The sequence below is a fragment of the Legionella massiliensis genome (genome assembly GCF_000756815.1).
Taxonomy (GTDB): domain Bacteria; phylum Pseudomonadota; class Gammaproteobacteria; order Legionellales; family Legionellaceae; genus Tatlockia; species Tatlockia massiliensis.
Genome location: NZ_CCVW01000003.1, coordinates 71,980 through 91,658, shown reverse-complemented (window position 1 = coordinate 91,658; position 19,679 = coordinate 71,980). Strand labels below are relative to the sequence as shown.

Below are 19,679 nucleotides of genomic sequence, written 5' to 3'. Positions count from 1 at the left end.
AAAAGCCATGCTATTTTATCACATTATTGCTATGATTGATCACTTTAGATTAAATACTATCAAGCAGCTAAAAGAACATGTTAGATTTTAAAATTATTCGCGATGAGCAAACAGGTGAAACCTATATTCAAACTGCTGTCTGTGGGAAGCCCTTATTAACTATCCCTCAGCTTAATAAAAGCACCGCTTTCACTCAGGAGGAGCGCCATCTCTTTGGCCTGTTGGGGAAATTACCCCACCGTGTTGAAACTCTTGATGAACAAGTAAAGCGTGCTTACTTGCAATATTCGAGTTATACAACTCGCTTGAAGCAAAACATCTATCTCAATAACCTGCATGATAAGAATCAGGTTTTATTCTATAAATTACTTAGTCGCCATCTGGGAGAAATGTTACCGACCATTTACACCCCTATCGTTGGCACAGCGGTTAAGCGTTACAGTCATGAATATCGCCAACCTCGCGGTTTATACATTGCTCATTCTGATAGAAACCAGATCGAAGAAATTATTAGTAATCGTACTAACCCCGAAATTGATCTTATCGTAGTCACCGATGGTGAAGGTGTCCTGGGTATCGGGGATCAAGGGATTGGTGGTATGGATATTCCTGTAGCTAAACTCATGGTTTATAGCTTGTGCGGCGGGATTGATCCAATCCGAACCCTGCCTGTTTTTCTTGATGTCGGTACCAATAATCAAGACCTGTTAAATGATCCAATGTATCTAGGCTGCCAGCATCCCCGTATAGATACTGAACAATATGACTCTTTCATTCAGACCTTTGTTAGCGCTATCCAAAAGCATTTCCCCAAGGCGTTTTTGCATTGGGAAGACTTTGGTCGAAATAATGCCCGACGAATCCTGGATAAATACCAAAATGAATTATGTACCTTTAACGATGATATCCAAGGGACTGGCGCTGTTACCTTGGCTGCCTTGTTAGCAGCCTGTGATGTTACAGGCCGTGCTTTGGAAGAACATCGCATACTTGTTTTCGGTGCCGGCTCTGCCGGAACTGGTATTTGTGACCAAATCGTTGATGCGATGGTCAGACAAGGGTTTAGTCCAGCGGAAGCTTATAAGCGTTTTTGGCTTATAGACCGTCAGGGACTGCTGATTGATTCGGATTTGGAACTAACCGAAGCACAGAAGCCCTATGCCCGTCCCAGCCAAGAAATTGCCAGCTGGTCAACACATAATCGATTACCAAGCCTAACTGATACCGTTCGCCAAATTAAACCCACTATATTGATTGGCTGCTCAGCACAGCCGGGGGCATTTTCGCAAGATATCATTGAGATCATGAGTTCCACCTGTGAACGGCCAATTATTTTCCCTCTTTCTAATCCTGATGAAAAATGTGAGGCTCAGCCTAAGGATATTCTAGCCTGGAGCCAAGGAAAAGCCTTGATTGCAACGGGCACAGCCTTTCCTGACGTGGAATATCAAAGTCGTTTACTAGAAATTGCTCAGTGCAATAATGCATTAGTATTTCCAGGGATTGGCTTGGGGATTCTAGCAGTGCAAGCAAGTAGGCTATCTAAGCGAATGATTTGGGCTGCAGCCAAAATACTTGCTGAATATTCGCCATCTAAAAAAGATAGTTATCTACCCCTACTACCTGCTCTCGAACAGGCTCAGATTGTCGCTAAGCATATTGCCGTTGCAGTAGCCCGCGCTGCCATTGATGAAGGACTTGCTCAACAAAATCAGCAAGCCGATTTAGAAAAATTGATTCAGGATAGATTTTGGGAACCTCGTTACCTGCCCTTTAAAAAATTAGAAAAGGATTAGAGTAACTAGGTCACTCCGTACCCAGGAAAGTCCACTTTTGGCCCATCTCGAGAGAAAAACGTGATTAAAAATGCTCAAATAGATAGCTATTCTGCGCTTTTTAATCACGTTTTTCTCTCGACCTGGACTCAAAATTGAACTTTCTCCAAGATTTTTACATCCCACGTGAACTATTACGGAGTAGATTGATGGAAAAGCTTTTTTCATACGGCACCTTACAGCTTCCAGAAGTACAGCTAAGCTCCTTTTCCAGACTCTTAGAAGGAAAAAAGGATAGTTTACATGGCTATATCCTTAAAGATTTGCAAATAACGGATCCCCATGTGCTCCAGCTAAGCGGCCAAGCTGTGCATAAAATCCTAGTATCAACAAGGCTTAAAGCCGATTGCGTTGACGGGATGGTCTTTGAGCTTACAGAGAATGAGTTATTAAAGGCAGATGAATATGAGGTAGATGACTATGTGCGAATTAAAGTCTGCCTGGCTTCTGGGGCTGAGGCTTGGGTCTATGCACATAAGTCAGAACTTCTTGTACCTGATGAAATCCTCTAATCCATCTCGAATCCCCGCAGTCAAGCCGCGGGAATTCGAGTTTTTTCTGAGATTACAGATTTTTGTCCCGTACAAAGAGCGGAATTAGACTAATGCTGACAAAATGTGTCATTATGTTAGTTTTTAGTCATTTAAGTTATTCCCTTGTCACGAACAGAACGCTTATTAGAGTTACTACAAATTTTACGGCGCAATCGCTTTCCCGTAAGTGGCGCTGTACTTGCCCAAGAACTTAACATCAGCCTTCGTACTCTCTATCGAGATATCTTAAGCTTACAGGCGCAAGGAGCCCAGATTGATGGCGAGCCAGGTATTGGTTATCGTTTACGCCCTTGCTTCATGCTACCGCCGCTGATGTTTTCTGAAGAAGAAATTGAAGCCTTGGTTCTTGGCTCCCGTTGGGTTGCAAAACGTACTGACACAAAACTAGCCTTAGCTTCTCGCGATGCACTAGCTAAAATTGCTTCCGTGCTGCCTGATGATTTACGACATAAATTAGAGCACTCCGGTCTTCTGGTTGGGCCAGGCCTTGAAACTGCTAATATCGATGAACAGCAAACACTCATTCGCCAAGCTATTCGCAAAGAACATAAAATTACTATCAGTTATATCGATCTCAAAGATAAGACTAGTGAAAGAACAATATGGCCCATTGCCCTCGGCTTCTTTGAACAAAGCCGTGTCGTTGTAGCCTGGTGTGAACTGCGGCAGGAGTATCGACATTTTCGTATTGATCGCATCCAAAAGCTTGACCTCGGAGACCTGCGATACCCACGAAGACGGCAAGCCTTGCTAAAAGAATGGCGAGAATTACAGGGCATCCCTCAGCAGTAAACTAACGTCAATTCGACATACTGACAGAATTTGACAACATTAGCCTTTAAGATAAGGGTTCTCAAGCTTGAGCAATTTATTTCAATTCAATTTGGAGAACCTATGAATTACCTTATTCTTTATGTTGATAATCCACCTAATAGCGCTAATTTCTACGCTAATTTATTCAACATTCAACCAGTGGAATTTTCGCAAACCTTCGCTCTATTCGTTCTAAGTCCAGAATTCAAATTAGGTCTTTGGTCAAAACATGAGGTTGAACCTGCTGCCAGCCCTGTCTTGGGCGGTGGCTCAGAATTAGCTATGCAGGTCGAAAATGATGAGCGTGTGCGTGAACTTTGTGACAAATGGCGAAACTTTGGTTTGTCAATAAAACAAGAACCCCTAAAAATGGACTTTGGTTTAAATTTTGTGGTCTTGGACCCTGATGGCCATCGACTTCGTGTATTTGCTCGCAGTTGATAATCTAAGGGCTTATTGGCTCTAAGTTTACTAAGAAAACCGTTCGAGCTGAGCAACTCAGCCCTTTTGGGACAAATATCAGGAAAGAACTTCGAATCAGAAGCCCCTCATCCGCCCTTCGGCACCTTCTCCCCGTGAACGGGGAGAAGGGACTCTTTTTTCTCCCTTTGCCCCTTAGGGGGGAAAGTGGCGCGAAGCGGCGGATGAGGGGCGGTTCTAGCACGAACCCTCATCTATCATTCGGACACCTTTTCTCCACGCTTAAGTGAAGGAAATAATGAAAACCGTTCTTTGAGAGGAGCGCGCTAAACCCAAACAGTTATAAATGTCTATTTCATAACTGAGGTTAACTTAACGGCAATAAACCCAATTATTGAGGCTCAAAAACCTCTTGCTGTAACCCGCCAACAACCCAAGAACCATTGTTATAAAATTGACGGAAATGCCAAATTTCATCTAACTGACTAATTGGATCATCATTCTCTTTGATCGAGCCGGTAAAACGAACACTCGCAATAACTGCATCAGCTTGTCTTGAAACATCCAACAACTGTGCATCTAGATTAAGCACTTCTGTTTTATTGGGCTCATCGCCCCGCTCATCTAATTGCATCTTGATTTCTGCAAAAACCTCAGGTGCTGTAAAGTCCTGCAAATCTTGCAAATTCTTTTGGTCATAGGCTGTTTGCAGTCTTATAAATTTCACTTTCGCTTCACGTAAAAAGGCTTCTGGAACAAAACCTGCGGGAGAGGAAGAGGAAGTATAGCTACTGCCGCCTGCACTAAAGAAATTAGCTGAAGAAGTATCAGCGGCGGCTTGTCTAAAAGGATTTGGCTGCGCGGTTTGCAACCCAGGCTGCATTCTTCTGCGGAAAAAATTAATCAGGAAAAATGCGAGAGATCCCACGATTAGCCATGACAGCAAACCAGAGCCTAATCCATGTCCCATGAACAGACTAGCCAGCAAACCACCCGCCAGCATGCCACCTAATACGCCGCCCCATTTTCTTGGGTTAGATTGTTGCCCCCAGGATTTAGACGATTGTGCTGTTGTAGGAGAAGAGAAAAGACTGCTCTTTGAGCGTTGTACACCGAAGCTGCGTCCGCCGCCAAAACGTTTGGCAGAAGCCTCATTGATAACTAAACCAAAACTTAGCAAAGCAATCAGGAAATAAGAAAGAAAATTACGCATATTATGCCTCTTTTTTATAAAGAACGAACAGTATATATGAACAGAATGCAACATGCTCGTATTAAATACTGGGATTTTCTTTTTGAAGAACGATATAGTACTAGACCCCGATTTAGGATGTGATTGTAATGAATACACTAGATATCGAAGATTTAAGAAGAGATACACCAGGCTGCCGTCATGTTCTTCACTTTAACAATGCCGGAGCAGCTCTGCCACCAACGCCGGTCATCAATGCAGTAAGAGAGCATCTTGAACTAGAGGCAACTATTGGTGGTTATGAAGCAGCTCAGAGCAATTTACAGAAGTCAGAAAAATTTTATAGCAGCGCAGCAAGCCTGATAAATTGTGAACCCGATGAAATTGCCTTTGTCGAAAACGCAACAAGGGCATGGGATATGGCCTTCTATAGCCTTAAACTACAGAAAGGCGACCGAATTGTTACTGCGCTTAGTGAGTATGCAAGTAATTATTTAGCATTCTTACATAAGGCAAAAAATATCGGTGTTGAAATTATTGTTGTTAATAATGATGAAAGCGGCCAATTAGATCTGCTAGATTTGCGAAATAAATTAGATGAAAAAGTTAAATTAATTGCTATCACTCACGTACCAACACAGGGTGGTTTAATTAACCCGATAATTGAGGTCGGCAAGCTCGCCAAACAACAGGCTATTCCTTATCTAGTTGACACGACCCAGTCCCTAGGGCAAATGCCTATAGATGTGCAGGAGATTGGCTGCGATTTTCTCTGTGCCACCGGGCGAAAATTTTTACGTGGACCACGAGGAACAGGGTTCTTATATGCGAGAAAGGCAATATTAGATCGCTGCGATCCCCCTTTTATTGATTTACATGCTGCCCAATGGATCGCAGATGATAACTATTTGCTTCGCCCCGATGCCCGCCGCTTTGAAACCTGGGAACAGAATATCGCAGCAAAAATCGGATTAGCAACGGCAATTGATTATGCTCTAGCCCTCGGGATAAATACAATTTGGCATCGCATTCAAACTTTAGCCGAATTATTACGTGAAAAATTGACAGAAATACCCGGACTAACCCTCCATGATTTAGGAAAAAACAAATGCGGAATCGTAACTTTCACCTGCGAGAACAGAGACCCTTTATTCATCCAGGAAACACTGCGAAATAAGCAGATTAATGTATCAGTTTCCTTAGAGGAATATGCAAGATTAGATTTACAAAAAAGAAAAATTTCAGCCTTGGTTAGAGCCTCAATTCATTACTATAATATTGAAGAGGAAATTGAAAAGTTTTGTGATGCTTTGCAAGCTATTTTGCTTGAATGAATCTCAGACGAGGAGTTAGCCCTACACAAAGGCTCTGTTGACATTTAGCAGAGCAAGCATAAAATCGAGCTAATTTAGCGAAATAAATGTTGAAAAGGATAAGATTTAACATGAAACGCCTTATAATATTTCTAACCTTCTCTTTGCTGCCACTATTTTCTATGGCAGAACCAGCAAACACCGAATCACCTTATTATGGTACTGGTTTATGCAAGTATCCTCTCTATAAATGCCTTACAGTTCAGAGTGGACAAAGCTGGGACAAACTATTTCCTGACGAGACCCAACGCGATCTTGTACAACGATTAAACCGCACTTATAACCCTCTGTGGCCAGGCAAAGTGATTGCTGTGCCACAGAATTTAGATGGTGTTACCTTATTTGACCTCTCCCCCTTCGAACTTAAAATTGATCCCTCGCCAGATAAGCAAATTATTGTCGATCAAGAAAAATTAGCTTGGGCGGCCTACGATCAGCAAGGGCAACTTGTGAAATGGGGCCCAATCTCTTCTGGACGTGACAAATGCTCAGATAGTAATAACTCCTGCCGCACCCTAACTGGTATTTTCAAAGTCTTCTCAAAAGAAAACGAGAAATGCCGGTCAAATGCCTTTCCTGCCGGTAAAGGCGGCGCCTCCATGCCCTACTGCATGTTTTTTCACAAGGGTTTCGCTTTGCATGGCTCGGAAGATATTCCCGGCTATCGAGCAAGCCACGGCTGTGTGCGTATGTTTACGGATGATGCAAAATGGTTAAATCATGAGTTTGTTACTATCTCTGATAAGGAAAATAATTTCACAGGAACTATTGTAATTGTCCGCCCTTTACTATCGCCAGATGTCTATAAAAAACTAAACAAGGGCCTATGAGATGGAAATAACAATGAGTCTGAGAAGCATTAAAATCTAATACCCAGAATGCTTGAAACACTTAAATAGGACAAATACTGGCCACTCTTCATAGGTTTTGAGCGAAAAGTTAAAAAATATGTGTAAAAGTACCGTTAGATCTGCAGAAGTAGTTAAATTTTCTTGCATAAAATGGTATACAATAGAGTTGTAGCTTTAAACATGAATTGAGGCTACAAAGAAAATTCAAATTTTTAGGAATAGACAACTATGTCAGAAAAAATACGTGGTAAAGTAAAATGGTTTAACGAAAGCAAAGGCTTTGGTTTTATCGAGAGTAACGGCAAAGATTATTTTGTTCACTTCAGCGCAATCCAAGGCAATGGTTTTAAAACTCTTGCTGAAGGCGCAACTGTTCTGTTCAAGGCAGCACAAGGTCAGAAAGGACCTCAAGCTGAAGAAGTTGAAGTCGCTTAAACTCACACTTGTTAGAGTTAATCCAAAGAAGACTTCTTAGATATCGACTTACCGCGGCTTGACCGCGGAAAGTCGAAAATAATGGTTCTCGCTTATTCGTCGAATATCTGTATTTGGCGCATTTTACTAAAGTGAAAGGGGTTATTGATAACCAACTCGGAGCCCTTCTTCATCGCTTTGGGTAGGGTTACATTTAGATCTTTTTGCTTCATCATCTTTGCTAAAAAAAGTTTCAAGCAAGTTATCTTGAAACGTAAAGGTATTTAACTCAGCTAATTTAACCGTATCATCTCCATGAAGTCGCTTCTCAGCAACTGCACTTAATACCCCTCGATACAAGTCTTGTTTTTGATTCTCAGCAACCGACCAAGCAGAGCTATAGCTATTACTATATATCCTGGCAATTTGTTGAATATCCTTTATGCTGAGACTAATTTCTGCATCCTGATCGAGGTTTACGGCAACTAAATCAATTGGAGCAGTGCTTTGTTCGCCATTTTTTCTGACTACAACAACTAAGTTTGGCTTTTCTGGCAAGCTAACTAAGATGCTGGAAAAACCAGAAACTGATGCAGGCAATTTTTTCAATAAGGCATTGAGTTGCTTAATAAATGCAAAGTTATTCTGTAAACCTAACCAACCGTTCTCTGGTAATCTGGGCCTGGCATGGTAGTCCTGGCTCGAAAAACCTACAGAGCACCCCTCTTCAGACATTAATTCAGCAAATTTCTCTTGCACCGCTTGAATACCGGCGTTGATTTGATTCTTTAGATTGTCAACATGTGCAACTAGCAGGCGTTGTTGCATAGCAGGAGCGGTCGATAACCTCTGATAGAGCGCCAGCATCCAGGGTTTCTCCTTATTTTCAATGAAGAAACTCTTCTCTGCCATTTTGGCCAATAGCTGAGCACTAAGAATAGGTTGTTCGCTGAAGTATCTATGCTCTTGCTGGGGATAATAAGATTTATCGCTAGCATCCTTCCTTTGAAAAACGGTTTTAGCAATGGGATCCGATGATTCGTCACCTGATAAGATAAACCACCCACCGCTCCCGGTAAGTGCTGTCAGCGCTAATTTTTTCTGTACCAGCAGTCTAAATTCTTTTTGTGTTGCTTCATTGTTATCCCTTAGCTCTTCTTTAATCTGCTCAACATAAGAAAAAACCAAGGTCGTTTTCAGAGGGTCTTCAAGTTTGATATCAAGGATTAGCTCCTTATATAAGGGATCAGACTTAAGTCGCTTTTCAGCCATTTGAAATAAAATGGTCATCGCTAAAGAGCGATAGTCATGATTACCACAAAAGTTAATGCAGCCACCCTTCGCACCCTCACGCAGCTCACCTGCTCTCTGTCGAAAAACGACACTGCTCTTTAACTGCTCTTCTAATAAAACCTCTGGAGGCAATTCTGTGGTGCTAAGGTCAAACTCGGCATTGTACACTTCCGTTGTTATATGTGTTGGCCCCACACCAGGTAGCTTCAGATAATCAACCTCATCAACAAGGGGGCGTTTGTTAAATAAAGCCTCATCAATGATCTCGGGTCTTGGCTTGCCATTTTCCTTAGCCAGTTGGTAAATATACTCATAGATTTCCTGGCGAACCTCGGAATGTACGTAACCTACGGCATCGACCCTGACACCATCAAAACCATAATCTAGCATATAGCGACGTATATAAGGCTTCCATAAGTCTTGGATTATTTCCGTTCTTATCTCTGGATCATCATAGTTAAATCCACGAACATCTTTGAAATCCTCGTGAATACCTTTAAACCAATGAGGTTTTTCTACACAGAGAGGCGAATCGATAGAAGCATGATTTAAAACCAGATCAAACATAGGGACAAGGTCATGGTTTCTGGCAGTTTGGGTTAAGGTTCTTAAATCATCAACTGTTCCCATAGCAAACAGAGGATTGAATTCAAAAGGGTTAGACATCGCATATAAGCTGCGAGTTACCTCATTTCCTGTTTTTACCCCATTATTTCTATCTGTCTTATAAAAGTTGCTGATGTCGCCAGGCAGCTGTATGGGATTAATCCAGAAAGCATTAAACCCCATTTCCTGCAATACAGGTAAGTAACGGCTCATCTCGTTAAAAGAACGGAATTGCGTCGGGTACATGTCATAACATGCAAGAATTCCGTTTCCTTCAGTTAAAAAATGATATCCCATAAATTATTTTCCTATCTGACTAGTTATTTTTAATTAGATACTCACATCAGTCGCGGATGTGGGCTTTGAAGGTTATCTACTATAGTATCTTCGAATTCTGATATTAGCAGCCTTGCTCTCTGGCTACCTTTACTGTATGCGTCATTTCCTAGGCTAATAGGAAGCTTGCTTACAGCAATGGTTCGTGCAATCGCTTTGTCCCAAGAGGTAAATTGATGGTTATTGCCTTCAACTATACCCCTTCCAAAATAGGCATTATTTTGTGCCATTAAGGAATCGCTATATTCTGATAGTTTACGTGCTGTCACCAAAGCTTCCAAGGCGAGTTGATAATAAGACAAAGGATAGTTATTGAGCGCCGCTGTTTTTAAACATGCCTTATAAACTAATAAAAAACCTGGAGTCCAATGATATTTGCTCGCTTCCTCTGCATACTTTAGAAAAAGCTCGAAATGATCATTTGAGCCTTCTTTATATAAATCAAAAGCCCAAGTGGATAATGAGTTATAGGCATTAAAGCAGCGCTGCTCAGCACTTTTATGCAAAAACTCTAATTCATTTGCTCCGAAATGCTCTGTTTCTTGTTCACGGCGCTCAACCGCTAGCCAATAAAAATAATAGCCTTTAACTAGCTGGGATATAGATAGCGTTCTTTGTTCTTGCAGTGAAAAATCACCTTCTTTGAAATATTCTAAATGCTTACGCCAGATAGAAGCTTGTTCAGCTTTATCACAATAAGTTTTGATGGTCTGGTTTAACTCGGTAAATCGAAGCAAGGTATCTAGTGGAAGCCTTTTTAAATGAGCTTCTGCGAGAATCAGCTTATTTGAAGCGATTAACCTCTCAATAGTAGCAATTTCTCTTAGTTCAGTCTCTGATGGTTTTAACCAATCATTGTAAGAGCCGCCCATAAATCCTCCATAAAATCCAAACCCTGGCTAAAGCATAGCTTATTAAAGTTTTCGATTAGAATAAAACCGATGGCGCATTTTAACACAATGTGCCCTCCTGGCGAACCGAGCGACAATAAAAAACTATTTTCATGGTCTATATTAATACTATTAGTATATTATTAGGATATCAAAATGTCTGGTTTCAATGAATCGCTACGTAGAACAAGCCCTGTTATGGATGGCAATGGTATTTTGCGATGCTACAACATGTTTCCAACCCAGTTTGGCTCTATTCAAGCAATGACAGCCTATCTTCCCCACCTACGGGAAATGGGATTCAATGCCGTATGGACAAATCCCCTACAGACCCCAGGCAATGTTGAAGGCTTGTTTAAGCGAGATAAAACCAATGGTGTTAGAGCTTATAATCAAGTATCACGCAGCCTTTATGCCATGACAGATTGTGACACGATAAGCCCCTACTTTAGTTCTGCTCCTCCTGATGCCGATCTCGATACAAAAAAAGAAATGGACTTAATCGCCATGCAAGAATTTACCCAGACAGCTCGCGAAAATGGTCTGGTGTCAATGTTCGATTTAGTTCTAAATCACGTTTCTGTAGACTCGCGACATAGAGAAGAAAACCCTCACTGGTTTAATGCCAAGCCACATCCTGACTTTAAAGATGCTATCGCCTTTGACTACAGCAATCCTGAAATTAGAGCAGAAATTATTGAGAAATTTTGGAAGCCTTATATCTTTAAATACATGATTGAGTATGGCTACGAAGGAGTCCGCGTAGATGCTGTTGGTTATATAAATCCAGAACTACGCAGAGAACTTTATGAATATATTTATATGCTGGCTGAAAAATACGATAAACCCAGGCCTGTTATTCTTGATGAATTGCTCTTCAGTGGTGGAGACATAAATGAGGTCGTTGATAAATTATTACTTCCCAACGAGGGACCAACTCACGTAACACGGAGTACTTATTATGCCCATAGGGATCAGTATGGTGGCTTGGATGAGTGGTTTAAGATGGAAGAAGGTGTCAAATCCCAGGATGTTTTTCTCAATAACAAAAAACAGCCACGTCCCAATGCCAAAGGAGGATGCATTGCCTTTTGTGGAAATCACGATCATAACTCCCTGGCTATGACTATCCTTGAAGAAATGGCTGAAGGCAGATTGCATAATTATAATGCATTAAAAACAGCCAAAGAACGATTAAAAAGTGAAAGTAATTATGACGAAGCCACTGGCTCCATTTTTCTTTATTCCTTTGTTGTCGACATTCAAAACGAAATAGCTGCGGGCAATCCAGACACAATCGCTGAAGTAGAAAAACGGATGCGTGAAAAAATTGCCTTATGTGCTCTAAGCTCCAGTGGCGGCTGGTACGCCCTATCTGGAGATGAAAGCGGTGATTTGCTGGCAAAACCAGTATTTAGACGAGCTAATGCCCCCGAGCAAACTTATTATGCTCAACGTACCCATAAGATACTTAGTTCTCAGCATGAGGATTATGCAAAGGCAATGGAAGTGATCGTTGAAATGGCCAGGCAGAATATCCAAAGCGAAACGGCTGGTAAGGTCTTCAACGAGTCAGATCCACAAACTCAAGGTCGCTTACTTGTCCCTTATATAGAAACATTGAGAAATCAGATTAACTGTGGTGATACTGTGGTATGCGACAAATTTAGTGCACAACTACGAGCAAAAGGGGTCAATATTAATTTTGGAGAGAATGACTATATCCCTAATCCAAGAACGCCTGAAAATGGCTGGCAAGGCCGGCACGATATGACTGACTTTATGCGACAAATTAATACTATCTTAGCTGCCCTACCCACTTCTAATTTTAATTTTTGGAGTGAAGTGATTCCAATTCCATCTAAACCTAACTTAATGGCAGTTGTCCGCAAGAATGGCGAAGGTTTTAGTGCACCAACGGATCTTGTAATTGTTAATTTAGATCCAAGCAAAAAGGTTGAATTAACCAAAGACGATATTTATCAACTTGCTTGTAATTTCCAAAAGCGGGTAATCCCTCAGTTTACTTATTTTGATGATGGTCGGGAGCCACAAAACAATTGGCATAGCGGCAATCCCGATTTCAACATAGCCTATCAGTCTGTTATGTCTTGTATGGAGACGAAAAATATTTATGTCGACAGTTCAATTACCACTAAATTCCCAAGTAATGTAGTAACTCCTTTCAATATGTTCCAACCTCAGCCAAAAGCTAAAGCTAATATTGCGAAGATGGCTCAAATGTCTCAGGAAGATACAACAACTATTGAGGATGGACCCGGAGCGAAGAGTCATGATAAAAAAGAAGTTGACACTCAAGAAGGTGTCACAATAACAACTAAGGTGAGCTCTTAAGCCTTTCTTGGCTTAGTTTCAAATGTCCCTTCTCCCCTACATGGGGAGAAGGTGCCCGAAGGGCGGATGAGGGATACTTTAACCATTCCCTTCATTGAAAATTAACAGTTACAGTTTTCAATGTACCAGTCTCTGGCTCCCAAGAGCGAAGGTATTTAAATTGCATTGTTGTACTGGCCGGATAGGTTTTTCTAGCGATTAATGCAAAGTTAAACTGCATTTGCCCACCGGCTCCAATTAATTTGGTTTTCGGTGGAAGGTATTGGCTTGCCTTGAGCTCTAGAAAAGATTTATCAAAACTAACAACCGTCCATTGATAACCCGTTGTTGGGTTTGATGGCAAGGTCACAAGAAAATCCTTTTGGTTCTTATCAATTGTTAAGGTCATTGTATCGGCCGCATTTGCTAAAACCAAAAAAGAAAGTAGTAAACTACCTAAGATGATTCTCATAGCGTCAGATCCATATTGTTGAGTCCATTTAAGTATATACCCAAGTAACTTCAAGTCGCAGAAAACATGCATTTTGAAATTACTTGGGTATATCTAAGCCCCACTACCATTAAATTAAGGGCATTTGTCATTCCCGCAAAGGCGGGAAACCATCTCTACATTGGCACTGTGCTTAGCTAGAAATAGTTTCCCGCCTTCGCGGGAATGACAAAACCTTTCTTAACTTAATGGCAGTGTATCTAAGCCCCTGGCAGCATAATTGTCCCTTCCAAGTACAGGCGACAACTGCCAGAGAGTAAAACACGATCGCCCTGCATTTCACAAAATAACTCACCCTGGCGTTTTAAACCTTGTCGTGCATGAAGCTTTATCTTAGCCAACCGCTCAGACCAATAAGGCAAGATTACACAGTGGGCAGAGCCTGTGACCGGATCTTCAGGGACATCACAACCTGGATAAAAGCAACGAGAATAAATATCTGTCTTTTTAGCTAAGGCAGATAAAATTACCCCCCTATTTTGTAATTTTGCAATTGCATCCAGATTCGGCTTGGCTTGGGCAACCTGCTCCTCAGAAGACAAAATCACTAAAAGATCAAAGGTGCTCTCATAAACAGCCTCTGGTTTTACATTCAAAGCAGCAATTAATTCGGGGCTAGCTGTAATTTGCTTATAGGGTAAAGCAGGAAAATCCAACTGTAGCTGTTCCCCTTGCTTTGTTACTCGCAACTCCCCGCTAAGGCAATCAAAAACCACGGTATCTCTTGCATAACCCAGAATTTCAAAAATGACATAGGCTGTTGCTAAGGTTGCATGCCCACATAGAGCTACCTCTGCATTAGGAGTGAACCAGCGGATTTTATAGCGATCGCCGTTTTTTACGATAAAGGCGGTTTCAGATAGGTTATTCTCAGCAGCAATAGACTGCATTAATTCATCGCTAAGCCATTCTTCTAAGGGACAAACTGCGGCAGGATTTCCACCAAACAACTCTGTTGTAAACGCGTCGACTTGATACATTATTTGTTTTTTCATAACAGCTCCTCAAAATACCCACCCAGATTAGCACAGTTGCTTGCACTAAACAGCATAATGGATTAGCGTTAAAGCGAAACTTACCATTCATTAACATCAGTTGAGGCTCTAATCATGAAAGCAGTTGGCTGTATTAAAGCAGGTCCTAATGAACAAACTAACCTCTTGTCCGATTTAATTCTGGAAAAACCCAAGGCAAAAGGCCATGATCTTCTAGTTGAAATAAAGGCGATTGCCGTCAACCCAATTGACTATAAATCCAGGGCGCGAGCACAGCTAGCTGAAGGTGAGCATAAGGTGCTTGGTTGGGATGCTACTGGCATTATCAGGGAGGTTGGCGAAAAGGTCTCCTTATTCAAACCAGGTGATGAGGTTTGGTATGCCGGAGACATTACCCGCCCCGGTTGCAATAGCGAATTTCATTTAATTGATGAACGTATAGTGGGCAAAAAACCTGGAAGTCTGTCTTTTGAGCAGGCAGCAGCCCTACCACTCACGACACTCACCGCCTGGGAATTGTTATTTGATCGCTTAGGAATAACAGCCAATACAATAGGCAGTCTATTAATTACTGGTGCTGCGGGTGGGGTTGGTTCTATTTTAGTCCAACTGGCTAGGCAATTAACCTCTTTAACAATCATTGGTACTGCTGCGCGTGAGCAATCCAAAGAGTGGATCATAAATAATGGCGCCCATCATGTTATTGACCACTCAAAACCTATGCTGCAACAGTTAAATCAATTAGGTATTGGCGAGGTAGATTATGTGATCAGTCTAACCCATAGCGCTCAGCATGGTGAAGAACTGGCTAACTGTTTAAAGCCGCAAGCCAAATTTGCCTTAATTGATGATCCAGAACAACTTGATTTCAGAATTTTCAAAACCAAAAGTATATCAATACACTGGGAAATGATGTTCACACGCTCTATGTTTAAAACAGCAGATATGGAGAAGCAGCATAAGATCCTGAACGAGGCTGCCAGCTTAGTAGACCATGGGAAAATAAGAACGACCCTCAATGAAAACTTTGGGGCAATCAATGCTAGCAATCTAAACAAAGCTCATGAGCTTTTAATCTCTGGTCAATCGAGAGGAAAAATAGTGTTGTCCGGTTTTTAAGCAATTCAACTGCTACACTTTATTTAGCAAGGCCAACTCAAGGAAAAATAATGAACAAATTGCTAGGAATGCTTTCGCCATTGCTATTGCTGGCACAAATCCCTAATGCATTGGCTGCTATTGATCCATACCGATTAGTTAAGGTTACTAATGACAACAACCCTCAATGTGTTGAATATTTCACCTACAAAGATGGGCTTTATTGCAGTACTAGCACAAACCCGGATTCCGTAGCCGTTGATCCTAAAATAAAAGACTATGAAACGCAGAAAATCGTCTTTGATGACCGCCCCTGGCAAGCTGTTTGGGGAAAGGATGGTAATGACATTACAACTGTAGAATATATTCCTGCTGGCGATAAAATTGACCAATGGCATGAATTAGTAACCAGCCAGTTCATTCCTGGCTTGCAAAATAAAACGACCCCCAAGGACTTTGCTGAAACAATGATTAAACAGATGCATGACTCTGGTTTTAATCCAACAATTAACATGATAAAGGAAACAGCAGATCAGGTAATTTTTGAGTTTCGCATCAGCTCACCGGCCAATTTAAAACAAAATGAGATACAGATAATAACTAAAGGCAAAAAAGGATTCTACATCTTGCATTATGTTATTAAGGAATCAGACATGGGTCAGGCTAATCGTGAAAAATGGCTGCAAAATCTGCAAAAAAGTAAGATAAATCCGTCAAGTTGATGGGAAACTCCTTATCTGCCCTACGGGCACCCTCTCCCCAGACCTGGGGACACTGCCATTAAGTTAGCGTCAGTTATGGACTGATACATCAGAACCGTTCGGGCTGAGGAGGCCTTTAGGCCGTCTCGAAGCCTTGCACTCTGTGACGCTTCGAGACGTGTGCTTGTGCACAGACCTCTCAAAGAACGGTGTCTGAAGGATAGATGAGGGATCGTGATAGAGCCGCCCCTCATCCGCCTTTCGGGCACCTTCTCCCCAGAGGGGCGAAGGGAAGAAAAAAGAGTCCTTTCTCCCCGCTCGCGGGGAGAAGGTGCCCGTAGGGCGAATGAGGGTTTCTAAGTCACTACTACTGCTTGCTCTGAAAACTCTATATCTAGAATAGATTCCAAAGGCTCGTGTCCTTCAACCTTAGCCTGCAATGGAGAAGGAAAATTATCGACCTTCTTAGCTGTTAGAGGCAGCGATTTTTCGCCAAACTCAAATTCAGAGAGTAATTTATGATAAGACTGTTCAGACTCGTTGAAGGTATGAATTGGATGGGCAGAAATTGTATTTTTTATTAATCGTGCTGGATAGAAAAAGGCGCCAATCTGATCGAAAAAAACATGCACGCTCGCAAAAACTTGATGCATTGCATGTCCAGGATGCCAATTGAAAATCCCAGCTAAACGACCGACCAGCATATTAACTGTAAATACCAGGGCTTTGATCTGACTGGCTAGAATATTATAAAAAAGGTGCACAGCATCACTGGTTGCTACAGCCAATCGGCTAAGATCCCTAATTATTTTTTTACCGAGGGCATCACCCGCCTCAGTCATCGGTTTCAAAGGATAGGGATTCTTATTGAACAAAGCATAGAGGCTAATAAGGGGGGAAACAACGACGCGGAAAATAGCCGGAATATAACTTAAGGGGATAGAGAATAATTGGTAAGCAATAGAATGTTCTTTTTCAGGATAGAGTATTTTTTTCAGAGAACTAGCCTCTGCAGGAGGAAACAAACTATCGATTTGTCGTGCAATTTTGAACAACCTACTAGACTTTAGTTTTGGTAGATCCGCGGCATATTTGGATAACCAGAGGACCATGCAAAAGCGATCAATAATTTTCTTATAATTGTCATTAAATTGAATGGGTAGCTCTACAATCTCCTCGCCGTTATATCTTAATTTCTTTTGATGATAAGGATGAGCATTGTGGCTTTCAAAAGACTCATAGACAATAAAACCTATTTTTCCGCCAAGCAGAGGATAATTTAACTCAGGTTGGGTACCCATATCGTTTCTTAGTACTTCACTAAGCCAGGGAATTGGATGACCATTAATACCATTAACTAACACATGGCCTAAGCCATAGGCAGCCGCAAAATAAGTGCCTGTCGTTAAGGGATCTTCCAAAACTTGCATAGCGAAACTTGCTGTTGAACTATTGGGGCCGCGCATTAATAGATCCCAGCTCGAAGCAACTAATTGAGCCTGTGTTGACCCGCCTGCAATAGCAGCTGCAAGTTTTGATGAGCCCATTGAATAGGAGAATGTATTAAACCAGTTCACATACGCCGAGCCCCATAATGCTGCAGAAGCACTAGGAAAGAATATTGCTGCACCACCCACCAAATAAGTCGCAGTAAAGGCTAAGCCAGCAACCGGATCCTTCGCATAAAGGCCATGGGTAAATATAGAGCTAAAACCATTTAATCCACGAACTACAGAAGTAATAATATCGTTTGTTTCCCCTGCCGTAAGATGATATTCGGATTGGGCCAGGGTTGCTGTTGGCTTGGAGGTTATAACTTCACCATTCAAAGAACCAAGCAAGGTTTTAAGGCGATCTGCCTCCAACTCTTTGATAAAAGAAAGATCGTTTTCTGCCTGTTCTAAAACACTATGGGTAGGCTGCATTGCTGTGCTAGCAATATAATCACCATAGACCTCGAGTGGCATTTCAAAAACAAGCTCAGAACCAAAGTCACGCACCCCCTTAAATAGGTCTAAAACTGCATGCCCAAGGGTTCTAAGAAAGCGTAATGGCTTATACCACAAAGGCTCGTTAGGCTTAGCATGCTCTGCCAAGGACATAGCAACAAGATGAAAATCCTTATTAGACCATGCCTCTTCGTACCAAGGGTGGGTGGCAACGAAAAAGCTCTTGAGCATATTTAATAGGAAATAACCCATGCTTTTCATAAAGGCAATGAAATTGCGGTGGGAACGCCAGTTAGTCGCGGCAATAACCTTTAAGATCTCCGTTCCTGATTCATTTTGAACATAGGGTGTTTTGCCATGAGGGTTTTTCAATTTGTCCCAACCCTCGATAAAGCTAATAGCAAGCAAAGCCTGTCGCTCACGGGCGGGAGTCAGATTATCCATAGAAAAATCATAACTCACCTGGCTATGCTCTTCTGTCTCATAGAGGCCTTGATGATTGATGGTTTGTGCATTACGCGGATCAGCTTGATAATCATCAACTTCTTTGCGTGCATCCTCAATAAAATCATTGAATTCACCACGAGTAAGCGCAAATCTTCTTTTTGAGGAATAAGTCAAATCCTGATTAATACCCTGCAATTCATAGAGGTTATAAGACATTTGCTCTTTAATAAACTCTAACACCGAATCAATCCCGGCGGAGCGGTTTACTGAACGTAAACTCTTTTTGGTTTTTATAAATTGGAGATAGTCTTCTGCCCTTTTGATATCTTGAACAATATCTTTCTTAACTTGATCTATAAGGTTGCTATGGAGAAGCGGTATAGAAGTAGGAAGAAACTGCGAGTCTAATTCAGAGGCGATTAAATTTAATTTTTCGGTATAACGCTTGATAGCCGCAGCATAATCTTCTGCAGAGTTTTGCTTATTAACCAAGCGCTCTAATTCTTGCAAAGCCTCGAAGCGGTCTTGATAAAGATCAAGCAATTTCAGCTTTAAATCCTGGGTATTGCTTACCATTCCTTTTGCTATACGCTCATAAGCTGTAACTCTGTACTTTCCTAATGCGGAGATAACCTTAGCGGTTATAGATTCAGTCCTGACAATGCCCCAACGCACTGCAGTCTTCAATTTTCCAGGATTTGTCTGCCATAGAAAGGAGTAAGGCTCATCATTTTTAGTGATAAAACGAACATGATTTTCCGCACTCTGAGGTAAGGTGATTTTCTTATACACATCTTTTCTGTCAGAAAAACCAATCCCAGGTACTGAGGAAATAGCAGGTAGAGATAATTCCTCGTCGTCATTGAGGGTAAACTGCCGATATTTCTTTTGATTGTATTTGCCTAAGAGCGTCTTAGCACTATCCGCACCCATAACTATCCTACTTCTAACATCTTGTGCAAATAGTATTCATAATTCCTTAAGGGAACCTTAAGGAATTCTTAAAAATACAAAAAATTCCTTTGTACGGGACAAAAAATGTGTAATCTCAGAGAAAACTCGAATTC

The 19,679-nt window shown here is 41.5% G+C and carries 16 protein-coding genes; 10 read left to right on the top strand and 6 right to left on the bottom strand.

Annotated elements, in window-relative coordinates; all coding sequences use genetic code 11:
• Nucleotides 1-77: 77 nt before the first annotated feature.
• The 4 genes from BN1094_RS12055 (at nucleotide 78) to BN1094_RS12035 (ending at nucleotide 3,643) form a co-directional block, all read left to right on the top strand.
• Nucleotides 78-1,796, top strand: coding sequence for an NAD-dependent malic enzyme (locus BN1094_RS12055; RefSeq protein ID WP_043874718.1), 1,719 nt, complete (start codon nucleotides 78-80; stop codon nucleotides 1,794-1,796).
• A 188-nt stretch (nucleotides 1,797-1,984) separates the two neighbouring features.
• Entirely contained in the window at nucleotides 1,985-2,347 is a 363-nt protein-coding gene (locus BN1094_RS12045; RefSeq protein WP_043874716.1) for a gamma-glutamylcyclotransferase family protein, read from the top strand.
• Between the two features lie 144 nt (nucleotides 2,348-2,491).
• Nucleotides 2,492-3,181, top strand: a complete 690-nt coding sequence (locus tag BN1094_RS12040) for a helix-turn-helix transcriptional regulator (protein ID WP_043874715.1) — start codon at nucleotides 2,492-2,494, stop codon at nucleotides 3,179-3,181.
• 102 nt (nucleotides 3,182-3,283) lie between these two features.
• On the top strand, nucleotides 3,284-3,643 hold the full coding sequence (locus tag BN1094_RS12035; RefSeq protein ID WP_043874714.1) for a VOC family protein: 360 nt from the start codon (nucleotides 3,284-3,286) through the stop codon (nucleotides 3,641-3,643).
• A gap of 370 nt (nucleotides 3,644-4,013) precedes the next feature.
• Here the strand turns inward: BN1094_RS12035 and BN1094_RS12030 are convergent, their stop codons facing one another.
• Complete coding sequence (locus BN1094_RS12030; protein WP_043874713.1) at nucleotides 4,014-4,835, bottom strand: Tim44 domain-containing protein; 822 nt, start codon at nucleotides 4,833-4,835, stop codon at nucleotides 4,014-4,016.
• A gap of 128 nt (nucleotides 4,836-4,963) precedes the next feature.
• Here BN1094_RS12030 and BN1094_RS12025 point away from each other — a divergent pair, with 128 nt between their 5' ends.
• The 3 genes from BN1094_RS12025 (at nucleotide 4,964) to BN1094_RS12015 (ending at nucleotide 7,473) form a co-directional block, all read left to right on the top strand.
• A complete protein-coding gene (locus BN1094_RS12025; RefSeq protein ID WP_043874712.1) occupies nucleotides 4,964-6,148 on the top strand; it encodes an aminotransferase class V-fold PLP-dependent enzyme in 1,185 nt (394 codons plus the stop codon).
• Nucleotides 6,149-6,309: 161 nt separating this feature from the next.
• Complete coding sequence (locus tag BN1094_RS12020) at nucleotides 6,310-7,017, top strand: L,D-transpeptidase (protein ID WP_245614345.1); 708 nt, start codon at nucleotides 6,310-6,312, stop codon at nucleotides 7,015-7,017.
• 249 nt (nucleotides 7,018-7,266) lie between these two features.
• Complete coding sequence (locus tag BN1094_RS12015; RefSeq protein WP_043874710.1) at nucleotides 7,267-7,473, top strand: cold-shock protein; 207 nt, start codon at nucleotides 7,267-7,269, stop codon at nucleotides 7,471-7,473.
• A gap of 141 nt (nucleotides 7,474-7,614) precedes the next feature.
• On the opposite strand, the gene BN1094_RS12010 is transcribed toward BN1094_RS12015, so the two are convergent.
• Nucleotides 7,615-9,648: an alpha-amylase family protein gene (locus BN1094_RS12010; protein ID WP_052403273.1), complete on the bottom strand. Its 2,034-nt coding sequence runs from the start codon at nucleotides 9,646-9,648 to the stop codon at nucleotides 7,615-7,617.
• Nucleotides 9,649-9,689: 41 nt separating this feature from the next.
• Nucleotides 9,690-10,559: a DUF5630 domain-containing protein gene (locus tag BN1094_RS12005; RefSeq protein WP_043874709.1), complete on the bottom strand. Its 870-nt coding sequence runs from the start codon at nucleotides 10,557-10,559 to the stop codon at nucleotides 9,690-9,692.
• A gap of 174 nt (nucleotides 10,560-10,733) precedes the next feature.
• On the opposite strand from BN1094_RS12005, the gene BN1094_RS12000 reads away from it, so the two are divergent.
• Nucleotides 10,734-12,932: an alpha-amylase family protein gene (locus BN1094_RS12000; protein WP_043874708.1), complete on the top strand. Its 2,199-nt coding sequence runs from the start codon at nucleotides 10,734-10,736 to the stop codon at nucleotides 12,930-12,932.
• Nucleotides 12,933-13,023: 91 nt separating this feature from the next.
• On the opposite strand, the gene BN1094_RS11995 is transcribed toward BN1094_RS12000, so the two are convergent.
• Entirely contained in the window at nucleotides 13,024-13,383 is a 360-nt protein-coding gene (locus BN1094_RS11995) for a protease inhibitor I42 family protein (RefSeq protein WP_043874707.1), read from the bottom strand.
• 239 nt (nucleotides 13,384-13,622) lie between these two features.
• Nucleotides 13,623-14,417 carry a PhzF family phenazine biosynthesis protein gene (locus tag BN1094_RS11990; RefSeq protein ID WP_043874706.1) on the bottom strand — a complete coding sequence of 265 codons (795 nt, stop codon included), beginning with the start codon at nucleotides 14,415-14,417 and terminating at the stop codon, nucleotides 13,623-13,625.
• 114 nt (nucleotides 14,418-14,531) lie between these two features.
• Here BN1094_RS11990 and BN1094_RS11985 point away from each other — a divergent pair, with 114 nt between their 5' ends.
• Nucleotides 14,532-15,536, top strand: coding sequence for a zinc-binding alcohol dehydrogenase family protein (locus BN1094_RS11985; protein ID WP_043874705.1), 1,005 nt, complete (start codon nucleotides 14,532-14,534; stop codon nucleotides 15,534-15,536).
• 50 nt (nucleotides 15,537-15,586) lie between these two features.
• Nucleotides 15,587-16,237 carry a hypothetical protein gene (locus tag BN1094_RS11980; RefSeq protein WP_043874704.1) on the top strand — a complete coding sequence of 217 codons (651 nt, stop codon included), beginning with the start codon at nucleotides 15,587-15,589 and terminating at the stop codon, nucleotides 16,235-16,237.
• Nucleotides 16,238-16,572: 335 nt separating this feature from the next.
• Here BN1094_RS11980 and BN1094_RS11975 read toward each other — a convergent pair whose 3' ends face one another.
• Complete coding sequence (locus BN1094_RS11975) at nucleotides 16,573-19,545, bottom strand: hypothetical protein (RefSeq protein ID WP_043874703.1); 2,973 nt, start codon at nucleotides 19,543-19,545, stop codon at nucleotides 16,573-16,575.
• Nucleotides 19,546-19,679 lie beyond the last annotated feature (134 nt).

Excerpts from the sequence above, each read along its gene's own strand:
- BN1094_RS12000 (WP_043874708.1), top strand. The coding sequence starts at position 10,734 with ATGTCTGGTTTCAATGAATCGCTACGTAGAACAAGCCCTGTTATGGAT.
- BN1094_RS12015 (WP_043874710.1), top strand. The coding sequence starts at position 7,267 with ATGTCAGAAAAAATACGTGGTAAAGTAAAATGGTTTAACGAAAGCAAA.
- BN1094_RS12025 (WP_043874712.1), top strand. The coding sequence starts at position 4,964 with ATGAATACACTAGATATCGAAGATTTAAGAAGAGATACACCAGGCTGC.
- BN1094_RS12020 (WP_245614345.1), top strand. The coding sequence starts at position 6,310 with ATGGCAGAACCAGCAAACACCGAATCACCTTATTATGGTACTGGTTTA.
- BN1094_RS12030 (WP_043874713.1), bottom strand. The coding sequence starts at position 4,835 with ATGCGTAATTTTCTTTCTTATTTCCTGATTGCTTTGCTAAGTTTTGGT.
- BN1094_RS11990 (WP_043874706.1), bottom strand. The coding sequence starts at position 14,417 with ATGAAAAAACAAATAATGTATCAAGTCGACGCGTTTACAACAGAGTTG.
- BN1094_RS11980 (WP_043874704.1), top strand. The coding sequence starts at position 15,587 with ATGAACAAATTGCTAGGAATGCTTTCGCCATTGCTATTGCTGGCACAA.
- BN1094_RS12045 (WP_043874716.1), top strand. The coding sequence starts at position 1,985 with ATGGAAAAGCTTTTTTCATACGGCACCTTACAGCTTCCAGAAGTACAG.
- BN1094_RS11985 (WP_043874705.1), top strand. The coding sequence starts at position 14,532 with ATGAAAGCAGTTGGCTGTATTAAAGCAGGTCCTAATGAACAAACTAAC.
- BN1094_RS12055 (WP_043874718.1), top strand. The coding sequence starts at position 78 with ATGTTAGATTTTAAAATTATTCGCGATGAGCAAACAGGTGAAACCTAT.
- BN1094_RS11975 (WP_043874703.1), bottom strand. The coding sequence starts at position 19,545 with ATGGGTGCGGATAGTGCTAAGACGCTCTTAGGCAAATACAATCAAAAG.
- BN1094_RS12010 (WP_052403273.1), bottom strand. The coding sequence starts at position 9,648 with ATGGGATATCATTTTTTAACTGAAGGAAACGGAATTCTTGCATGTTAT.
- BN1094_RS12035 (WP_043874714.1), top strand. The coding sequence starts at position 3,284 with ATGAATTACCTTATTCTTTATGTTGATAATCCACCTAATAGCGCTAAT.
- BN1094_RS11995 (WP_043874707.1), bottom strand. The coding sequence starts at position 13,383 with ATGAGAATCATCTTAGGTAGTTTACTACTTTCTTTTTTGGTTTTAGCA.
- BN1094_RS12005 (WP_043874709.1), bottom strand. The coding sequence starts at position 10,559 with ATGGGCGGCTCTTACAATGATTGGTTAAAACCATCAGAGACTGAACTA.